Annotated in this window: 17 protein-coding genes; 9 read left to right on the top strand and 8 right to left on the bottom strand. The window is 64.1% G+C overall.

Annotation, left to right across the window (positions count from 1 at the left end):
• The first annotated feature begins 20 nt into the window (after nt 1–20).
• The 3 genes from purD (at nt 21) to ACE3OO_RS14290 (ending at nt 3,671) form a co-directional block, all read left to right on the top strand.
• Nucleotides 21–1,289 carry a phosphoribosylamine--glycine ligase gene (gene purD / locus ACE3OO_RS14300; protein WP_374304045.1) on the top strand — a complete coding sequence of 423 codons (1,269 nt, stop codon included), beginning with the start codon at nt 21–23 and terminating at the stop codon, nt 1,287–1,289.
• A 243-nt stretch (nt 1,290–1,532) separates the two neighbouring features.
• On the top strand, nt 1,533–2,597 hold the full coding sequence (locus tag ACE3OO_RS14295) for a phosphotransferase (RefSeq protein ID WP_374304043.1): 1,065 nt from the start codon (nt 1,533–1,535) through the stop codon (nt 2,595–2,597).
• 6 nt (nt 2,598–2,603) lie between these two features.
• Nucleotides 2,604–3,671: a phosphotransferase gene (locus ACE3OO_RS14290; protein WP_374304041.1), complete on the top strand. Its 1,068-nt coding sequence runs from the start codon at nt 2,604–2,606 to the stop codon at nt 3,669–3,671.
• Between the two features lie 82 nt (nt 3,672–3,753).
• On the opposite strand, the gene ACE3OO_RS14285 is transcribed toward ACE3OO_RS14290, so the two are convergent.
• Nucleotides 3,754–4,110: a PRC-barrel domain-containing protein gene (locus ACE3OO_RS14285; protein WP_374304039.1), complete on the bottom strand. Its 357-nt coding sequence runs from the start codon at nt 4,108–4,110 to the stop codon at nt 3,754–3,756.
• A 328-nt stretch (nt 4,111–4,438) separates the two neighbouring features.
• Between ACE3OO_RS14285 and ACE3OO_RS14280 the strand changes: the two genes are divergently transcribed.
• Nucleotides 4,439–4,702 carry a hypothetical protein gene (locus ACE3OO_RS14280; protein ID WP_374304037.1) on the top strand — a complete coding sequence of 88 codons (264 nt, stop codon included), beginning with the start codon at nt 4,439–4,441 and terminating at the stop codon, nt 4,700–4,702.
• Nucleotides 4,703–4,884: 182 nt separating this feature from the next.
• Entirely contained in the window at nt 4,885–5,445 is a 561-nt protein-coding gene (locus ACE3OO_RS14275; RefSeq protein WP_374304036.1) for a sigma-70 family RNA polymerase sigma factor, read from the top strand.
• Here ACE3OO_RS14275 and ACE3OO_RS14270 read toward each other — a convergent pair whose 3' ends face one another.
• The 3 genes from ACE3OO_RS14270 to ACE3OO_RS14260 all read right to left on the bottom strand — a co-directional run bounded on the left by ACE3OO_RS14270 (nt 5,446) and on the right by ACE3OO_RS14260 (nt 8,327).
• Nucleotides 5,446–6,534: a M14 family metallopeptidase gene (locus ACE3OO_RS14270; protein ID WP_374304034.1), complete on the bottom strand. Its 1,089-nt coding sequence runs from the start codon at nt 6,532–6,534 to the stop codon at nt 5,446–5,448.
• A 34-nt stretch (nt 6,535–6,568) separates the two neighbouring features.
• Nucleotides 6,569–7,774: an acyl-CoA dehydrogenase family protein gene (locus ACE3OO_RS14265; protein WP_374304032.1), complete on the bottom strand. Its 1,206-nt coding sequence runs from the start codon at nt 7,772–7,774 to the stop codon at nt 6,569–6,571.
• A 100-nt stretch (nt 7,775–7,874) separates the two neighbouring features.
• The gene (locus tag ACE3OO_RS14260) at nt 7,875–8,327 is read right to left on the bottom strand and encodes a nucleoside deaminase (protein ID WP_374304031.1); all 453 of its coding nucleotides are present in this window, start codon (nt 8,325–8,327) and stop codon (nt 7,875–7,877) included.
• 42 nt (nt 8,328–8,369) lie between these two features.
• Between ACE3OO_RS14260 and ACE3OO_RS14255 the strand changes: the two genes are divergently transcribed.
• The 4 genes from ACE3OO_RS14255 (at nt 8,370) to ACE3OO_RS14240 (ending at nt 12,371) form a co-directional block, all read left to right on the top strand.
• A complete protein-coding gene (locus ACE3OO_RS14255; protein ID WP_374304030.1) occupies nt 8,370–9,113 on the top strand; it encodes a gamma-glutamyl-gamma-aminobutyrate hydrolase family protein in 744 nt (247 codons plus the stop codon).
• Nucleotides 9,110–9,925 (top strand): pseudouridine synthase, encoded by an 816-nt coding sequence (locus ACE3OO_RS14250; RefSeq protein WP_374304029.1) that lies wholly within the window; start codon nt 9,110–9,112, stop codon nt 9,923–9,925. Before ACE3OO_RS14255 ends, ACE3OO_RS14250 begins: the two co-directional genes overlap by 4 nt.
• Nucleotides 9,925–10,497 carry a 16S rRNA (guanine(966)-N(2))-methyltransferase RsmD gene (gene rsmD / locus ACE3OO_RS14245; RefSeq protein WP_374304027.1) on the top strand — a complete coding sequence of 191 codons (573 nt, stop codon included), beginning with the start codon at nt 9,925–9,927 and terminating at the stop codon, nt 10,495–10,497. Before ACE3OO_RS14250 ends, rsmD begins: the two co-directional genes overlap by 1 nt.
• Before the next feature lie 371 nt (nt 10,498–10,868).
• Nucleotides 10,869–12,371 carry an MASE3 domain-containing protein gene (locus ACE3OO_RS14240; RefSeq protein WP_374304025.1) on the top strand — a complete coding sequence of 501 codons (1,503 nt, stop codon included), beginning with the start codon at nt 10,869–10,871 and terminating at the stop codon, nt 12,369–12,371.
• Nucleotides 12,372–12,409: 38 nt separating this feature from the next.
• Here the strand turns inward: ACE3OO_RS14240 and mutL are convergent, their stop codons facing one another.
• The 4 genes from mutL to ACE3OO_RS14220 are packed head-to-tail and all read right to left on the bottom strand — an operon-like array spanning nt 12,410 to nt 17,624.
• Nucleotides 12,410–14,332 (bottom strand): DNA mismatch repair endonuclease MutL, encoded by a 1,923-nt coding sequence (mutL, locus tag ACE3OO_RS14235; protein WP_374304024.1) that lies wholly within the window; start codon nt 14,330–14,332, stop codon nt 12,410–12,412.
• A gap of 4 nt (nt 14,333–14,336) precedes the next feature.
• Nucleotides 14,337–15,662 carry a M16 family metallopeptidase gene (locus ACE3OO_RS14230; protein WP_374304022.1) on the bottom strand — a complete coding sequence of 442 codons (1,326 nt, stop codon included), beginning with the start codon at nt 15,660–15,662 and terminating at the stop codon, nt 14,337–14,339.
• Nucleotides 15,662–17,002, bottom strand: a complete 1,341-nt coding sequence (locus ACE3OO_RS14225) for a M16 family metallopeptidase (protein WP_374304021.1) — start codon at nt 17,000–17,002, stop codon at nt 15,662–15,664. Before ACE3OO_RS14225 ends, ACE3OO_RS14230 begins: the two co-directional genes overlap by 1 nt.
• 13 nt (nt 17,003–17,015) lie before the next feature.
• A complete protein-coding gene (locus tag ACE3OO_RS14220) occupies nt 17,016–17,624 on the bottom strand; it encodes a DUF3035 domain-containing protein (RefSeq protein WP_374304020.1) in 609 nt (202 codons plus the stop codon).
• Nucleotides 17,625–17,682: the final 58 nt, after the last annotated feature.

Here is a 17,682-nt window from a genome sequence, read left to right as displayed (position 1 = left end):
GCCAATTCCCGGGTAAAGACATGAACCTTCTCGTTATCGGATCGGGCGGCCGCGAACATGCCCTGTGCTGGGCATTGTCTGCCTCGCCGCTGGTGACCAAGCTGGTCTGCGCCCCGGGCAATCCCGGCATCGGACAGGTGGCCAGGCTGGCGCCGGTCAACCCGACCGATCTCGATGCCGTGCTGCAGCTCTGCCGCGACGAGCATATCGATTTTGTGGTGGTTGGCCCCGAGGCACCGCTGGTGGCCGGCCTGGTCGACCATCTGGAAGCCGCCGGTTTCGCCTGTTTCGGTCCGACCAAATCCGCCGCCCGGCTGGAAGGCTCGAAGGGCTTCATGAAGGATCTCTGCGCCAAATACGGCATCCCGACCGCCGCCTATGGCCGCTTCAAGGATGCCGCCTCGGCGGAAGCCTTCATCCGCAAGCAGGGCGCACCCATCGTGGTGAAGGCCGACGGCCTGGCCGCCGGCAAGGGCGTGACCGTCGCCATGACCCTGGACGAGGCGTTGGCCGCCAATAATGCCTTATTCGCCGAACCCGGCGCGGAAGTGGTGATCGAGGAATTCCTCGACGGGGAAGAAGTCAGCTTCTTTGCCCTGGTCGATGGCCGGCATGCCCTAGCCCTGGCCTCGGCGCAGGACCACAAGCGCGTCGGCGATGGCGATACCGGGCCGAATACGGGCGGCATGGGCGCCTATTCACCCGCCCCAGCACTGACCCCGGCGCTGCAGTCCGAGGTGATGGAAAAAATCATCAATCCCACCGTGGCGGCGATGGCGGCCGAGGGCGCTCCCTTCAAGGGCGTGCTGTTCGCCGGCCTGATGCTGACCAAAGACGGCACCAAGCTGCTCGAATACAATACCCGTTTCGGCGATCCGGAATGCCAGACGCTGATGCTGCGCCTGAAATCCGACCTGCTGCCGGCCCTGATCGCCGCGCGCGATGGCGTATTGAAGGATTTTGACCTGCGCTGGCGCGACGATACCGCGCTCTGCGTGGTGATGGCCGCCGAGGGGTATCCTGGCGAGCCGCGCAAGGGTACCGTGATCGAAGGCCTTGATGCCGCTGCGGCGGAATCCGATGTTCAGGTTTTCCATGCCGGCACGGCGCAGCGCGCCGACGGTGCCATCGTGGCCAACGGTGGCCGCGTGCTGGGCATCTGCGCCTATGGCCCCAGCGTAAAAGCCGCCAAGCAACGCGCTTATGCCGCTGTGGATAAGATTCGCTGGCCCGAGGGTTTCTGCCGCCGCGACATTGGCTGGCGCGCCGTGGCGCGCGAACAGCAGTAACCCGGGGCTGGCGCGCCGTGGCGCGCGAACAGCAGTAACCCGGGGCTGGCGCGCCGTGGCGCGCGAACAGCAGTAACCCGGGGCTGGCGGGCCATGGCGCGCGAACAAAAATAACAACCGCACACAGGCAATCCATCGGCCAGATCCGCCGGCCGGGAGCGGTTGCGCCGCCCTGCGTCGCTTGGCTATCGTATCCGGGAGCGCTGCCGTCTCCGGCGCTCCAAGAGACGAGGAAACGACAGCATGAGCGATCAGGACCGCTTCGCGGGCACCATGCCGGTGCAGGAGCGCCACAGGTTCGACGAGGCCGCGCTGGAGCGCTGGCTGAAAGAGAACGTGCCCGACTATCGCGGTCCGCTGACCGTGCAGCAATTCAAGGGCGGGCAGTCGAATCCCACCTTCATGCTGGTGACGCCTGCGAAGAAATACGTATTGCGCCGCAAGCCGCCTGGCAAATTGCTGCCCTCGGCCCATGCCGTCGACCGCGAATACCGCGTGATCACCGCCCTGGCGCAGACCGATGTGCCGGTTGCCCGCACCTATGGCCTGTGCGAGGACGACAGCGTGATCGGCACCGCCTTCTATGTGATGGATTGCGTGGAAGGCCGCATCTTCTGGGACCAGCGCCTGCCGGGCATGACCCGCGAGGAACGCGCCGGCATCTTCGATGCCATGAACCGCACCATCGCGGCCCTGCATCAGGTGGATTACAATGCCATCGGCTTGGGCGATTACGGCAAACCCGGCGATTATTTCGCCCGGCAGATCAGCCGCTGGAGCAAGCAGTACAAGGCGTCTGAGACGGAAGAGATTCCGGCCATGGACAAGCTGATCGAGTGGCTGCCGGCCAATATCCCGCCCGGCGACGAGACCAGCATCGTGCATGGCGACTACCGGATGGACAACATGATCTTCCATCCAACCGAGCCGCGCGTGATCGCCGTGCTGGATTGGGAACTATCGACGCTCGGCCATCCACTGGGCGATTTCACCTACCATCTGATGTCGTGGCGGTTGGCCCCGGAAACTTTCCGCGGCCTGGCCGGGGTCGATTTCGCCGCCCTCGGCATCCCGAACGAGCAGGACTACATCGCCGCCTATTGCAAGCGCACCGGCCGCGACGGCATTCCGCATCTTGAGTTCTACATGGCCTATAACATGTTCCGCATTGCTGGTATCCTGCAAGGGATCATGGGGCGAGTGAAGGATGGTACGGCCGCGAGCCAGCATGCGATTGAGTCGGGGAAACGCGCCCGACCGATCGCCGAACAGGCCTGGGCGGTCGTCGAGAGGATGACGGGGGGTTAACCAGGCATGGCAGCCGTCGATCTAACCCCCGTACAGCCGCAGCACCGGTTCGACGAGGCGAAGTTGACGGCGTATCTGCAACGCCACCTGCCCGATTTCAAGACACCACTGACCATCCAGCAATTCAAGGGACCGGCCGCCAGCCCCGCTTTTCTGTTGCACATGCCGGGTCGCAATATGGTGTTGCGCAAGCGCAGCCAGCCGAAGAAGGGCTGTACCATGGCGGAATCCATCGACCGCGATTTCAGCCTGCTGCGCGCCCTGCATGCCGCCAACCTGCCGGTCGGTGTGCCGCAACTGGCCTGCACCGATGAGGCGGTGATCGGCACGCCATTCTATCTGCTCGACTTCGTGCCCGGCCGGCAGTTCCGGGATCCCAACCTGCCCGGCATGGATTCCAAGCAGCGCCAGGCGCATTACGATGCCATGGCTGCGGCCATGGCCGCTATCCACGCAGTGTCGGCTGATAGCATCGGTCTGCCGGTGAATGGCGGCGGGCTGGATTACCTGAACCGCCAGATCGCCACGTTATGCGAACAATACCGCGCCAACCGCACCGAGGAGATCGGCGCGATGGAACGGCTGCTCGACTGGCTGCCGGCGCATGTACCAAATGACAACCTGACATCCCTGATGCATGGCAACCTGCGTCTGGAAAATCTGGTTTTCCATCCGAGCGAACCGCGCATCGTGGCCATCCTGGACTGGGACCTGGCCATGATCGGCCATCCGCTCGCCGATCTTGCCATCAACTGCATGCCCTACCGCGTCACCATTCCCGGCATGGGCAGTCTGCAGGGCACGGATTTCATCGAGACCGGTATTCCGGGCGAGCCGGATTACATTGCCAGCTATTGTCGCCACTGCGCCTGGCCTGCGATCCGCGACAACGGCATCGCACATTGGAACTTCTACCTGGCCTTCGCGTTATTCCGTGTTGCCGTGATGGCCCAGGGTATCGTCAAGCGCGGGTTGCTCAGCGGCAATGCCTCGGCCACTCTGAAAGCCTATAGCGCGGTCATGCGGTCAGTGGCCAATCAGGCATGGAATCTGGTGGACGGCGGCGACGACTGAGCGACAGGTATCTTAGCCGTGAAAAAGGGCGCCACATGGCGCCCTTTTTCGTTCAACCGGCACGGCATGATGTGAAGATGCCTCAGACCCAGAAAGGCGGCACGCCGTAATAGTCGTGCACCTTGCGGCCCCAGGCCTCGTCTTCCCAGTCCAGCCTTTCATTGGCAGCGTAGCTTGGCGCCGATTCCAGGGTTTTCTTGTCCAGGTTGACGACATAACCGCCCTGCTTCTCGTCGTATTTCAGCATCCCCCGCGGGAGCGGGTGATGCCGATCGCCGATACCGAGAAAGCCGCCGAACGACATATCAGCATAGGCGACCCTGCCACTGAGCTTATCGATCATGACGTTGTTGATGGACCCCAGTTTGTCGCCGGTCGCGTTGTAAACGGTGGTCCCTTCCACCTTGTCGGCGGAAATCAGGCGATCTCTGCTTTGCATTCTGTCCTCCATGATATCGATCAGAACGACGATGCCGGGTCATAGAATCCAGCTCCACGCGCCACAGGCATCGCATGCAAATATCAACGTCCTGTCAGATGCTTGGTTCCCGTCAGTGGAATTCGGGTCTGCTGCAGCCTGCGACGCTTTGGCGAGTCACTGCACACAACGCCACCGGAACCATTGCCGGCCGCCGCTATTCTTTTCGGATGGCGTCTGTGTGATTGGATCTGGATCATGCCACACGGCGCCGGTATTCTGGTACCCAGCCATGGTCGAGTGACATGGCGCCATTACAAGCAGGCGAAATCGCCAAACCGGGGTTTCGATGGCGAAGAAACAGCGCAGCAAGGATACAAATCTAAGCGCTTCAGCGGTCATTGGCGACGGCACCATCGATGCCGCCACGCCGGCTGTTTTGCGAAATCCACCGTCCGGCAAACAAGCCACCGGGAGCCGGAAAGCCGCGACAAAGCAGAAGCAGGATTCGTTTTCCGCCTGGCTTGACCGCGCCCTGCCACGTTTGCAGGAGCACTTGGCCGATGTCGTAAATATCGATGTCACAGCGCCGATCGATAAAATAAAGAACTGATTTAATTATACAATTCAACACGCCGCGGCACCTTCAGGTCCCAGGTTTATCACAGCCCGCCCCGGCTTTGTCGCTGGCCCGCATGTCTCACCGTGACCATGCTTGGCCCACAGACGACGAGACGTTGCTCCAAATCTTTTCCCCCATCCATTCCCGTTCCATTGATGAAGAGGACCATTCCCATGACCGCCATCCCTATGACCGATAGCATTCACGGCCTTCTGATGGAGACGCTGCCCTCGCTGAAAGCCTTCTCCGTCATGCTCACCCGCGACCGCCATTGGGCAGAGGATCTGACGCAGGAAACCGTTTTGCGCGTACTGGCCAAGGCGGAGCAGTTCCAGCCCGGCACCAATTTCAAGGCTTGGGTCTTCACGATCATGCGCAACCAGCATATCGACCAGGCGCGCCGTCGTCGTCGTGAAGCGACAACCTTTGGCGATTCAGAGGCGATCGAGAACCTGATGGCGGTGAAAGCGCCGCAGGAAGACAAGCTGGTGCTGGATGAGTTGCTGCAGGCGATCACGCGCCTGAATCAGGCCCAGCGCGAGGTGCTGGTCCTGGTGGTGGGCAACGGGTTGTCTTACGAAGAGGCGGCTAAAGTCTGCAGTTGCCCGATCGGCACCATCCGCAGCCGTCTGGCCCGGGCGCGCCAGGAATTGGAGCGGATGATGCTGGGCGAAGCCACAACCGGCCAGCGCCCGGCCTCGCGGTCCGAGCGGCTGGCCGAATTGCGTCACTGATCAGTCGGCGAGGCCGCGGAATGCCCGCAGGGCAAAATCCGCCGCACGGCCATAGACAGCCGCCTTCCAGGCCGGCGTGTCAGTGTAGAAGGCATCGCGGATTTTCTGCTTGAGCTGCTTGCCCAGGGGCGAATTTACGTCGCCCCTGGCATGCAGCCAGTGATCGCCACGCAAGGCTTCGGTCACCTGTTGCCAGGGCTGGGTGCCGTATTCCAGCGCGATTGCCGTAACCTCGATGGATTTGGGCAAGGCGAGGAACGCCTCAGGGACGGTGCCGGTGACACGCGCCGAACTGGAGCTGCCATCATTGGGGTTGGTCACTTCGGTTCCGAAGATGGCCTTGGCGCGATCGTAATAGCCTTTATCCTCCGGGCCGACATAAATCGGCTCGCCATAGCCCATCGGCCCCAGGCCGGTGTGGAAGTCGATGCTGACCAGCTTGCGCGCCGTGCTGGGCACGTGTTCGCGCAGGATGCGGCGGAAGGTATCGTTCGACCAGGTCGGCTTCTGCCCGCCGAAAAACAGGCCATCGGGACGCGAATACTGACCGCCCGACATGGCGGCCTGGAACGCGAAGACGCCGTATTTCTGCTGGTACTCCAGAATCGCCTGATCGGCGGAAGCACGGCCCTGGCCTTCCCAGTGGCTCGGGATCAGCCAGTCATGCACTTCCTCATACGCCTTGTTCCGGGGCAGCGGTTTGGAGAAATCCTGGAAGTTGCGGTTGAGATCGACATTGTCTTCAGTCACGCGGCGCAGCCAGGCGAAACCATAGGGGTTGATCGCGTGGATCATGATCGCCTTGGTATTCGGCGGCATCGCGTCGAACAGACGATCCCGGAAATGGCCGATCTGCGAGCCTGAGCCGCAAAAACCCTCGGCGCCATGGGTGCCCGAAATGGTCAGATAGACCCGTTCGGCATTGTCGGGACCGATGCAGGCGACATCGGTGGTCAGCACTTCGCCGTTCGGACCCTTGGCATTGGGATTCTCATAGACGGTGAAGGCGGCCTTCGCCGCCTCCGCCGCCGCCACGAATTTCTGGCGGGCTTCCGAATAGGTTGCCGAGAAGTAAGATTCAACAGTCATGGGGAGGCTCTGCTCTTTTCTTGGTTTATGAACTCTAGTTCCAGCGGCCCAGCTCAAGCCGGCCGATCTGGTTACGATGCACCTCATCCGGGCCATCGGCGAAACGCAGCGTGCGTGCCTGGGCATAGGCAGCGGCCAGACCAAAATCCTCGGTCACGCCGCCGCCGCCATGCACCTGCATGGCCCAATCGATCACCTGGCAGGCCATGCTCGGCGCCACCACCTTGATCATGGCGATTTCCTTGCGCGCGGCCTTGTTGCCCACGGTGTCCATCTTCCAGGCCGCATGCAGGGTCAGCAGACGGGCCTGATCGATCATGCATCGCGCTTCGGCGATACGCTCCAGCGTGACGGTCTGTTCCGAAACCGGCTTGCCGAAGGCGACGCGGCTCTTGGCCCGCTTGCACATCTTTTCCAGCGCGCGCTCGGCCTGGCCGATCAGGCGCATGCAGTGATGGATGCGGCCCGGGCCGAGACGACCCTGCGCGATCTCGAAACCACGCCCTTCGCCCAGCAGCATGTTGGAGGCCGGGACGCGCACATTCTCGAACAGCACCTCGCCATGGCCATGCGGCGCGTCGTCATAGCCAAAGACCGGCAGCATGCGCAGCACCTTCACGCCCGGCGCATCGCGCGGCACCAGGATCATCGACTGCTGCTTGTACTTGTCGGGATTCTTCGGGTCGGTCTTGCCCATGAAGATCATGATCTTGCAGCGCGGATCGCCGATGCCCGAGGTCCACCACTTGCGACCGTTGATGACATAGGAATCGCCATCGCGCTTGATCTCGGCCTCGATGTTGGTGGCGTCAGAGGAGGCCACTGCAGGCTCGGTCATGGCGAAGGCGGAGCGAATCTTGCCTTCCAGCAGCGGCTCCAGCCACTGCTTCTTGTGCTCGTCGGTGCCGTAACGCTCCAGCACTTCCATGTTGCCGGTATCGGGGGCCGAGCAGTTGAACACTTCTGGCGCCCACCACACGCGCCCCATGATCTCGCAGAGCGTGGCATATTCGTGGTTCTTCAGGCCGGCGCCGCGATGGCTTTCCGGCAGGAACAGGTTCCACAGCCCCTGCGCCTTGGCCTTCAGCTTCAATTCCTCGATGACCGTGGTGGGCTGCCAGCGGTCGCCGGTCTCCACCTCGTCGTCGAAGCGCTGCTCATTCGGATAGACATGCTCATCCATGAAGCGGCTGAGCTTTTCCTGCAGGTCCTTGACCCGATCAGAAAATTCGAAATCCATGGTTTCCGTCCCTTATTGCAAGTTAACCGATAGCGGTACGGGCGGCAGTGTAGAACTGCCCGCTGCGCACGGCTAGGGCCGAATACGGATCGATTGGGAATCAGCGTTTGGCGGCGAAGAAATCGCGCAGCAACGCGGCGGCCGCAGCCTCGTGAATGCCGCCGTAGACCTCGGGCCGGTGATGACAGGTCGGCTGGGCGAAAAACCGCGCGCCGTGGGCCACGCCGCCGCCCTTGGGGTCATCGGCACCGTAATACAACCGCCGCAGGCGGGCGAAGCTGATCGCTGCGGCGCACATCGTGCAGGGTTCCAGGGTGACGTAGAGATCGCAGCCGCTTAGCCGCTCCGCCCCGAGCGCCTCGGCGGCCCGGCGGATCGCCAGGATTTCGGCATGGGCGGTGGGATCGTTCTGCGCCCGGGTCTCGTTACCGGCCCGCGCCACCACCGAACCATTGGAACCATCCACGACCACAGCGCCAATGGGCACCTCGCCACGCACTTCGGCGGCGCGGGCTTCCTCAAGGGCGATCTCCATGGGACTGATGGCGGCCATGCGCGGAGCCTGCGGCAGCCTCCCCCTCTCGTCAAGCCGGCCATGAAAGCCTATAAGACGGCCATGATACCCTGCCCCAGCCCTCTCATCGGCATCACCCTCGATTCGGAAGACCCAGGCGGGTATTCCAAATTCCCCTGGTATGCCCTGCGGCAGAATTACTGCAGCGCGGTGACGGCCAGCGGCGGCATACCGGTGGTGCTGCCACATGAGCCTTCCGCCGTGCCGGCCTATCTCGACCTGCTGGATGGCCTGGTGGTGACGGGGGGCAATTTCGACGTCGACCCCGCCCTGTTCGGCGCCAACGAAAAGCACGACACGGTGAAGGTGAAGGCCGCCCGCACCGAATTCGAATGGGCGATCACGCGCGGCATGCTGGAGCGGAACAAGCCGGTGCTGGGCATCTGCGGCGGGCAGCAGCTGCTGAACGTGGTGCTGGGCGGCACGCTGATCCAGCATATCCCCGATGCCGTGCAGGATGCGCTGGCGCATGAGCAGCCCAATCCGCGCAACGAGCCCGGCCATCCAGTGCAGATCACTGGCGGCAGCCTGCTGCACCGGATTGTCGGCACAACGGAATTACCGGTCAATTCGGCGCATCACCAGGCCGTCGATGCAGTGGCCCCCGGCGCGGTCTGCGACGCGGTGGCACCCGATGGCGTGATCGAGGGCATCGAACATCCGGGCTACCGCTTCTGCATCGGCGTGCAGTGGCATCCGGAATTCTTCATCAGCGAAGGCGATCGCAAGCTGTTTTCCGCCTTCATCGCGGCGTGCAAGAAATGAGTGACGCAGAAGACAAAGGCGAGCGTATCGCCAAGCGGCTGGCGCGCGCCGGCATCTGTTCGCGCCGTGATGCCGAACGCTGGATCACCGAGGGCCGTGTCGTGGTGAACGGCAAGCGGCTGGATACCCCGGCCTTCCTGGTTGGGCCGGACGACCGCATTGTGGTGGACGGCAAGCCGATCGCCGGACCGGAAAAGACGAGATTGTGGCTGTATCACAAGCCACGCGGCGTGATGACCACGCACAAGGACCCGCAGGGCCGCCCGACCGTGTTCGAAAACCTGCCGAAAGACCTGCCGCGCGTGATCTCGGTCGGCCGGCTGGATTACAATTCCGAGGGCCTGCTGCTGCTGACCAATGACGGCGAGCTGGCGCGCAAGCTGGAACTGCCGGCCACCGGCTGGCTGCGGCGTTATCGCGTGCGCGTGAACGGCCTGCCGCACAAGCAGCATCTGGCCGAACTGGAACAGGGCGTCACCATCGATGACGTGGCCTATGGCCCGATCAGCGCCAGCATCGAGCGCAGCCAGGGCGACAATACCTGGCTGGTGGTGAGCCTGCGCGAGGGCAAGAACCGCGAGGTGCGCCGCGTGATGGAGCATCTGGGCCATCAGGTCAGCCGCCTGATCCGCGTCGCCTATGGCCCCTTCCAGCTCGGCAGCCTGGAACCCGGCAAGGTGAAGGAAGTGCCGGGCAAGGTGCTGGCCGAACAGCTGGGCGTGAAGACCAAGGAGCTGGGCGAGCGCAGCCCGAAACCGGCGCCGGCCAAGCCCCCGAAAAAGCGGCCGGTGCTGCGGCCGAAGACGTCGTAATGCGCATCGTCGGCGGCAGCCATCGCGGCCGGCCGATCATCGCGCCGCCCGACCGCAACACCCGGCCGACCATCGACCGGGTGCGCGAATCCCTGTTCAACATGCTGCTGCATTCGCCCAGCCTGATGACCGACGCGGGCAAGAACCGGCTGGAAGGCGGCGTGGTGCTCGATCCCTTTGCCGGCAGCGGCGCCTTGAGCTTCGAGGCGCTGTCACGCGGCGCCCATCACGCCTACCTGTTCGAACTGGATCCGGCCGCGCGCCGGGTGATCCTGCAGAATGCCCGCGACCTCGACATGGCCGAACGCATCACCCTGCGCGGGGCCGATTGCACCAAGCCCGGCCCTGCGCCTGCCCCGGCAGACCTGGTGCTGATGGATCCGCCCTACCGCTCCGGCCTAGGCACCCAGGCACTGGCCGCCCTGGACCGCGAGGGCTGGCTGAAACCCGACGCCCTGGTGATGGTCGAGACCGATGCCAAGGGCAGTTTCGCCATCCCGCCCGGCTTCATCCTGCTGGAAGAGCGCCAGCAGGGCCCGGCCCGGCTGACCTTTCTGCTGCATCAGGGCTGAAAGCCGCGATTTCGGCTCGTACGGCCTCATTTCGCTTCGTACAGCTTGCGCCGCATTCGTTTCGCGTCGTTCCGGCTTGTTACGCTTCGCTGCTGTTCGTTCCGCTTCGTTTGTGTTCGCGTTAACCAAAAATACAACCCAGCGGTTGTATCGAACAATATAGGAACGGTTTTGCGGCTGACAAGGCCAGATATTCTTAGCGACTCGCTATATTTGTACAATCAATAAACGTCCGATCTCCAGAATCACGATACAAGCTTGTCGAAATAAGCCAGTGCCATACACTCTTTGACACCAGTCAGAGTTGCCCGCAGGAAGGACAGCCCAGTGACCGTCACGCCGCTTTTCCTGACCACCAGCGCGGGCCAAGCATGACCGATTCCACCGTCCCTGCCTCGCCTACCCTGCGAAGCATTCCGGCCAGCCTGCGCGTCACGGCCTTGCAGACCTGGTATTTCCCGGCGGCCCTGTCGGTGTTCCTGGTCGCGGTGGCGCAATTCAACTTCCTGGTCTTCCACACGCTGGCCGAACTCTTTGCCATCATCGTGTGCTTTATCCTGTTTGCGCTGGCCTGGTACACGCACCGCTTTTCGCGCGACCATTTCCTGCTGTATCTGGCCTGCGGCATGTTCTGGATCGGCGCGCTCGATCTGGCCCACACGCTCAGTTACAAGGGCATGGGCCTGCTGCCGGTGAACGAGGCCAACACGGCCACGCAGATCTGGCTGGTGACGCGCTATCTGCAGGCGCTGCTGCTGCTGACCGCGCCGCTGATGGCCAGCCGCAACACCGACAAGATGATGCTGTTCCTGGTCTTCGGCCTGATCGCCGCGCTGACCATGCTGTGGGTGGCCAGCGGCCATTTCCCCGATGCCTTCGTGGAGAGCCAGGGCCTGACGGCCCTGAAGATCTGGAGCGAATACGTCATCATGGCGATCCTCGCCGGCGCGCTGACGCTGATATGGAAACGCCGCGCCGCCGTCGCGGCCGATGCCCTGCCCTTCCTGCTGGTCGCCATCGTGTTTGCCATCGGCACCGAACTGGCCTTCACGCTGTATATCGACGTCTACGGCTTTTCCAATCTGGTGGGCCATATCCTCAAGCTGTTTTCCTTCTGGGCGATCTTCCAGGCCGTGGCCGTGGCCAGCCTGATCCGCCCCTATCAGGCGCTGGATGCCAGCAACCGGGCCAAGGACGATTTCCTCGCCTCGATGAGCCACGACCTGCGCACGCCGCTGAACTCGATCCTTGGCTTTTCCGACATGATGCGCAGCCAGATGTTCGGTCCGCTCGGGCATGCCAAATACGAAGACTACATCGGCAATATCCATGCCAGCGGCACGCATCTGCTGGGCCTGGTGAACGACATCCTCGATCTCTCCAAACTGGAAAGCGGCCAGTATGAGCTGAACCGGCAGGACCTGAATCCCCGTGCGCTCGCCGAGGAAGTGGTGCGCAGCTTTGCCCCGGCCATCGCAGCCAAGGACATGGATGTGAACGTGGCCTGCGATGCGGAGGTGCGACAGCTATCGGCCGATGAACGCGCCATGGTGCAGTTGTTGAACAACCTGGTATCCAATGCCGTGAAATTCACGCCCGACAACGGCAAGATTTCCATTGCATGGTCAAAGCGCTCCGACGGCGCCGCGATACTGCAAGTGAGCGATACCGGCCCCGGCATTCCAGCCAGCCAGCTCAAGCGCCTGGGCAAACCCTATGTGCAGATCGATCCCTACGTGGCCCAGAAAGGCGGTACCGGCCTTGGCCTGTTCATCGCCCGGCGGATCGCCGAGCTGCATGGCGCCAAGCTGCGCATCAACAGCAAGCCCGGCGTCGGGACCACGGTGACGGTGATCTTTCCGCCGCAGGTGTGAGAGGGATCGGCCCAGCGTGTCATGGCCGGGCTTGGATATCACCGCCGGCCGAACAGCTTCTCGATATCGGCCAGCTTGAGTTCCACGTAAGTCGGGCGGCCGTGGTTGCACTGGCCGGAATGGGGTGTGGCCTCCATCTGGCGCAGCAATGCATTCATCTCGTCCAGCGTCAGGCGGCGGCCGGCACGCACGCTGCCATGGCAGGCCATGGTGCCGCAGACCTCTTCCAGCTTTGCCTTCAGGGGTAGCACGGAATCGTATTCGGCGAGGGCATCGGCCAGGTCGCGCACCAGGGCCTGCACCGCCACGTCGCCCAGCAGGGCCGGCACCTCGCGCACCACCACGGCACCGACGCCGAAGCCTTCCAGCACCAGGCCCAGTTCGGCCAGTTCATCGGCGCGTGTGCTGAGCCTTGTGGCCTCGGCCTCGCTGAGTTCCACCACCTCGGGCAGCAGCAGCACCTGGCGCGGCACGCGGCCTGCTTCCAGATTCACCTTCATGCGTTCGTAGATCAGGCGTTCATGGGCAGCATGCTGGTCGACGATCACGATGCCGTCGGCCGTCTGGGCCACGATGTAGGTTTCATGCAGCTGCCCGCGCGCCGCGCCCAGCGGATAACTCTGCAGCGGGACCGGTGCGAACTGGGGCGCCGCACCGGCATCCTCGTTGCGCGCCGCCGGGGCCAGGCCGCCGCCGGATGCGGCGCCACCCACCGGCAGCTCGCCCGTGGCATCGCCGAAGACATCGCCCGAGAAATCACCCTGGGGCGCGTTGTAAAGCGCCGCCGCCTCGGCCAGGCCGGGCACCGAACTGGGTCGCAGGTTATCGTAGCCGCGCCAGCGCGACGGTCCGCCGAAGGTGGACTGGAAGGGCAACGGCATGGTCGGCGCCGATTGGGGCTTCAGCGCGCCAAGTGCCGATTGCGCCACCGTCGTAGAGGCGCGGTGGCCGGCCTCGGCCAGAGCATGGCGCAACGCTCCGACGATCAGGCCGCGCACCAGGCCCGGATCGCGGAAGCGCACCTCCGCCTTGGCCGGATGCACGTTGACGTCGACCTGTTCGGACGGCAGCTCGAGAAACAAAGCCACCACCGGATGGCGATCATGACTGAGAAAATCGGCATAGGCACCGCGTACCGCGCCGACAAACAGCTTGTCGCGCACCGGACGGCCATTGACGAAGAGAAACTGGTGCTGCGCGTTGCCACGGTTGTACGTCGGCAGGCCGGCATGCCCGGCGAGTTTGATGCCCTCGCGCTCGGCCTTGATCGGCACGGCATTATCGGCGAAATCACGGCCCAGTATCTGTTCCAGCCGGCCGAGCTGCTGCAGGTCGCTGCCGTCATCCATCAGGCTGGCGGGCACGGCATCGGCACGGAAACTGGTGCGCCCATCCTGCTGCAGCGTGAAGGCGATGCCGGGATGCGCCATGGCCAGGCGGCGCATGATCTCCTGCACGGCGAGGTCCTCGGCGCGGTCGGATTTGAGGAATTTCAGGCGCGCCGGCACGGCATAAAACAAATCGCGCACTTCAATGCGCGTGCCCTTGCCGGCCGCGGCCGGCTTCACCACACCAACCTTGCCGCCTTCAACCTCGATGGCCCAGGCGGACTCGTCGCCCTCCTGCCGGCTGACGATATGGAGGCGGCTCACCGCGCCGATGGACGGCAGGGCCTCGCCACGGAAACCGAGCCAGCGGATATCCAGAAGATCATCGCTGGGCAGTTTGGACGTGGCATGGCGTTCGACGGCAACCGGCAGTTCGTCGCGCGCCATGCCCTTGCCGTCGTCGCTGACGCTGATCAGGCTGCGGCCGCCATTGGCAATCGCCACATCGATACGGCGGGCACCGGCATCGATGGCATTCTCGACCAGTTCCTTCACGGCCGAGGCCGGGCGTTCCACCACCTCGCCGGCGGCGATGCGGTTGACCAGGGTTTCCGGCAAGCGACGGATGGGCATGACCTTAACCGCCTAATCCGGTGGGCTGTCCGACCACCACGACGAGATAATCGCCACTGGCGAACAGGCGTTGCGCCACGCGGCGCAGATCCTCCTGGCTGACGGCGTTGATCAGGCCGGGATAGGCTTCGATGTAATCGGGAGCCAGGCCCGTATTACGCATCGCGACCAGCATACCGGCAATGGCGGCATTGGAACTGAGCCGCAGCGGGAAAGAGCCGGTCATGTAGGATTTCGCCGCCGCCAGTTCGTCGTCCTCGACGCCCTCCTGCGCCACGCGTGCCAGTTCGGTACGCACCAGATTCAGCGCCTCGGCCACCTGGCCATTCGAGGTAGCCAGCGAGCCGGAGAACAGCGAGGCAGCCTTGTATGGCGTAAGCTGGGTGCCGACCGAATAGACCAGGCCACGCTTCTCGCGCACTTCCTCGAACAGGCGCGACGACATGCCGCCCCCGCCGACAATCTGGTTCAGCACCGTGGCGGCATACCAGTCGGGGTCCTCGCGCGCGATGCCCGGCGCGCCGAACAGCACCATGCTTTGCGGATTGGGGAACGGGATCACTATCGGCTGCTTGGCCGTCTGCATCTGCACCGGTGGCGGCAGATCCACGGCCGGCTCCACCGGCAGCGCGCCAAAACTCTGATCCACCAGGCGCGCCAGGTCATCGGGCGCGATATCGCCCACCACGCCCAGCGCCAGATTGCGCCGCGCCAGCACGGCGCGCGGGAATGCGGCCAGTTCGGCACGACCGATGCGTTCCAGGCTTTCGATACTGGGCGAAGCGCGCCGGCCATAGGGGTGCTCGCCGTAGGCCAGAGCGGCGAAACGTTCGCCAGCCAGCGCATTGGGATTGGCGCGGCTGCGTTCGTAAGCGACGCGGGCCTGCGCCTTGGCACGCGCCATCGGTTCGTCGTCGAAACGCGGCGCGGTCATCGCCAGCTTCAGCAGTTCAAACGCACGAGCACGATGCCGGGTGAGCGTGCGCAGGCTGACCGAGCTGTAATCGCGGTCGGCCGAGAAATCGAGCGAGATCGCCTTTTCGCGCAGGGCATTCTGGAAAGCCTCAGGCCCGAGATCGCCTGCGCCCTCAGTCAGCAGGTCCATGGCCAGGCCGGCGCGGCCTTCCAGCCCGGCCGGATCGCTGGAAGCACCACCGCGCCAGGACGCCTGCAGCGCCAGCATGGGAATGGACGGTTCGCGCACCAGCCAGACCTCGATACCCAGCGGCGTGGTGATGCGTTCGATCCTGGGCCCGGCGAAGGCCGGCAATGCCAGCGCAAAGCCGCATAGCAGAGCCATGATGCCGATCAGAATGCCGCGGCGGCGCATCAGCTTTGCTCCTTGGGCAGCAAGAGCCCGGTCACCGAGCGACGCAGGTCGAAAACATGCTGGGCAGCAGCCTTCACCTGCTCGGCCGTGACTGTATCGACCTGACGCGGCCAGGACTCGACATCCTCCACCGTCTGTCCGGTGGTGAGCGCCGAGCCGAAGATGCGGGCGGCGTTGGACAGGCTGTCGCGCGCATAGACGGTTTCGGCCTGCATCACCGTCTTGGCCTGCTGCAATTCATCCGCTGTCACGCCTTCACGCAGGATATCGGCGATCACGCGGTCAAGGCCGGCCTCCACCTCGTCCAGCTTGCGGCCGGGTTTGGGCGAGGCACCAAAGCTGAACGTGGTCAGGTCGAGCGAGGTGGCGGAATACCAGGCCCCGGCCGAGACGGCCGGCCCATCGCCCACAACCAGTGCCGCGTAGAGCCGGCCCGTCGGGGAATTGAGGATTTCGGCCAGCACCGACAACGGCACGGCATGCTGCTTTTCGCCGGCCGTGCTGCTGGGTGCCAGATAGCTGCGGCGCAGGCTGGGCTGGGCAACACGCGGATCGGTCATGCTGAGGCGACGCGCAGCCAGTTGCGGCGGTTCCTGCGGCCGCAGGCGCGGCGGCACCGGGCGCATCGGGATCATGCCATAATGCTTTTCGGCCAGCCGCTTCAGTTCGGCAGGGGTCACGTCGCCGGCGACCACCAGCACGGCATTGTTGGGGGCGTAATAGCTGCGATAGAAGCTCATCGCATCGTCGAGGGTGAGCTTCGCCACTTCCTGCGGCCAGCCGATCACCGGGCGACCATAGGGATGCGAGAGGTATTGCGCGGCGTCGAACTGCTCGCCGAACAGGGCGGCGGGGCTGTTTTCCACGCGGCTGAGGCGTTCCTGCAGCACCACCTGCAGTTCGGGCACGGCATCCTCGCGCCGCGGCTGGAGCTGGGTCATACGCTCGGATTCCATGCGCATCACCAGCTCGAGCCGGTCACGCGCGATGGTCTGGAAATAACCGGTGTAATCCGATGAGGTGAAGGCGTTGTCTCGTCCACCTTCGCGCGCGACGATGCGCGAGAATTCGCCGGCCGGCACATTGGGCGTGCCCTTGAACATCAGGTGTTCGAGATAATGCGCAACGCCGGTGGTGCCGGGCTGTTCGTCAGCGGCGCCGACCTTGTACCAGACCATGTGATGCACGACCGGGGCACGATGATCCTCGATCAGCACCACCTGCATGCCGTTATCCAGCAGGAACTGGCTCGGACGGAAGACCTGGGCAAGGCTGTCGCCCGCCGGTCCTGCCAGACATGTCGCAATGGCGAGCAGGACGGCGACGCTCAGACGCAGCACGGGCTTGCCTCCGTTAGAAGATGCCTTCCAGCGGGCCGCGTTCGCGGCGCTTGACGGTTGGCACATCGCCCGCCGTCGGCGGTTTGCCGGTGGCGGCATTCTCGCGCAGGCGCTGGGCTTCCTTGGACGCATCCACGGCCAGGCCCGCGTCGTCGGGTTTCTGCCAGAAGATCAGACGGTCGACCAAACGACGGTCGCGTTCAGCCAACTGGGTGAATTCGTCATTCACCTTGCGGCGAATGTCGGGATCGGCGTTGGTGGCCTTGGCCTGCTGCAGCAGGGCGCTTTCACCGGCCGAACGCTGGGCTGCGGTGGCATTGGGATCGCGGCTGAGCGGCGTCAGCTGACCGGCGGCGGCATCGGTCCGGCCCGACAGGGCGGCGGCGGCGCGGTCGCGTGCGGGCACTTCCTGCGGACGCGGCGCACCCGGCTCGGGCGGACGCAGGCCGAATTCCGGTGGCAGCACCAACGGTGCCTTGGTGACAACGGCGAATTCGTCAGGCGCCTTCTTGTTCAGCCCGAGCGCATCGCGCGTGGTATCGCACCCGGCGAGGGCGACGGGCAGCGTCAGGATGGCGCAGGCCACCCACAGGCGTCGGCCGGCAATATTCGGTCGACTCATGGCGAGACTTTCCCCTGTTGCTTAAGGCGGCGGGATTTTACCCTTGCCCGCCCCTCGG

Origin of the sequence: Ferrovibrio sp. (assembly GCF_041906005.1) — a bacterium.
Taxonomy (GTDB): Bacteria; Pseudomonadota; Alphaproteobacteria; order Ferrovibrionales; family Ferrovibrionaceae; genus Ferrovibrio.
This window is presented reverse-complemented; position numbering and strand designations above follow the sequence as displayed.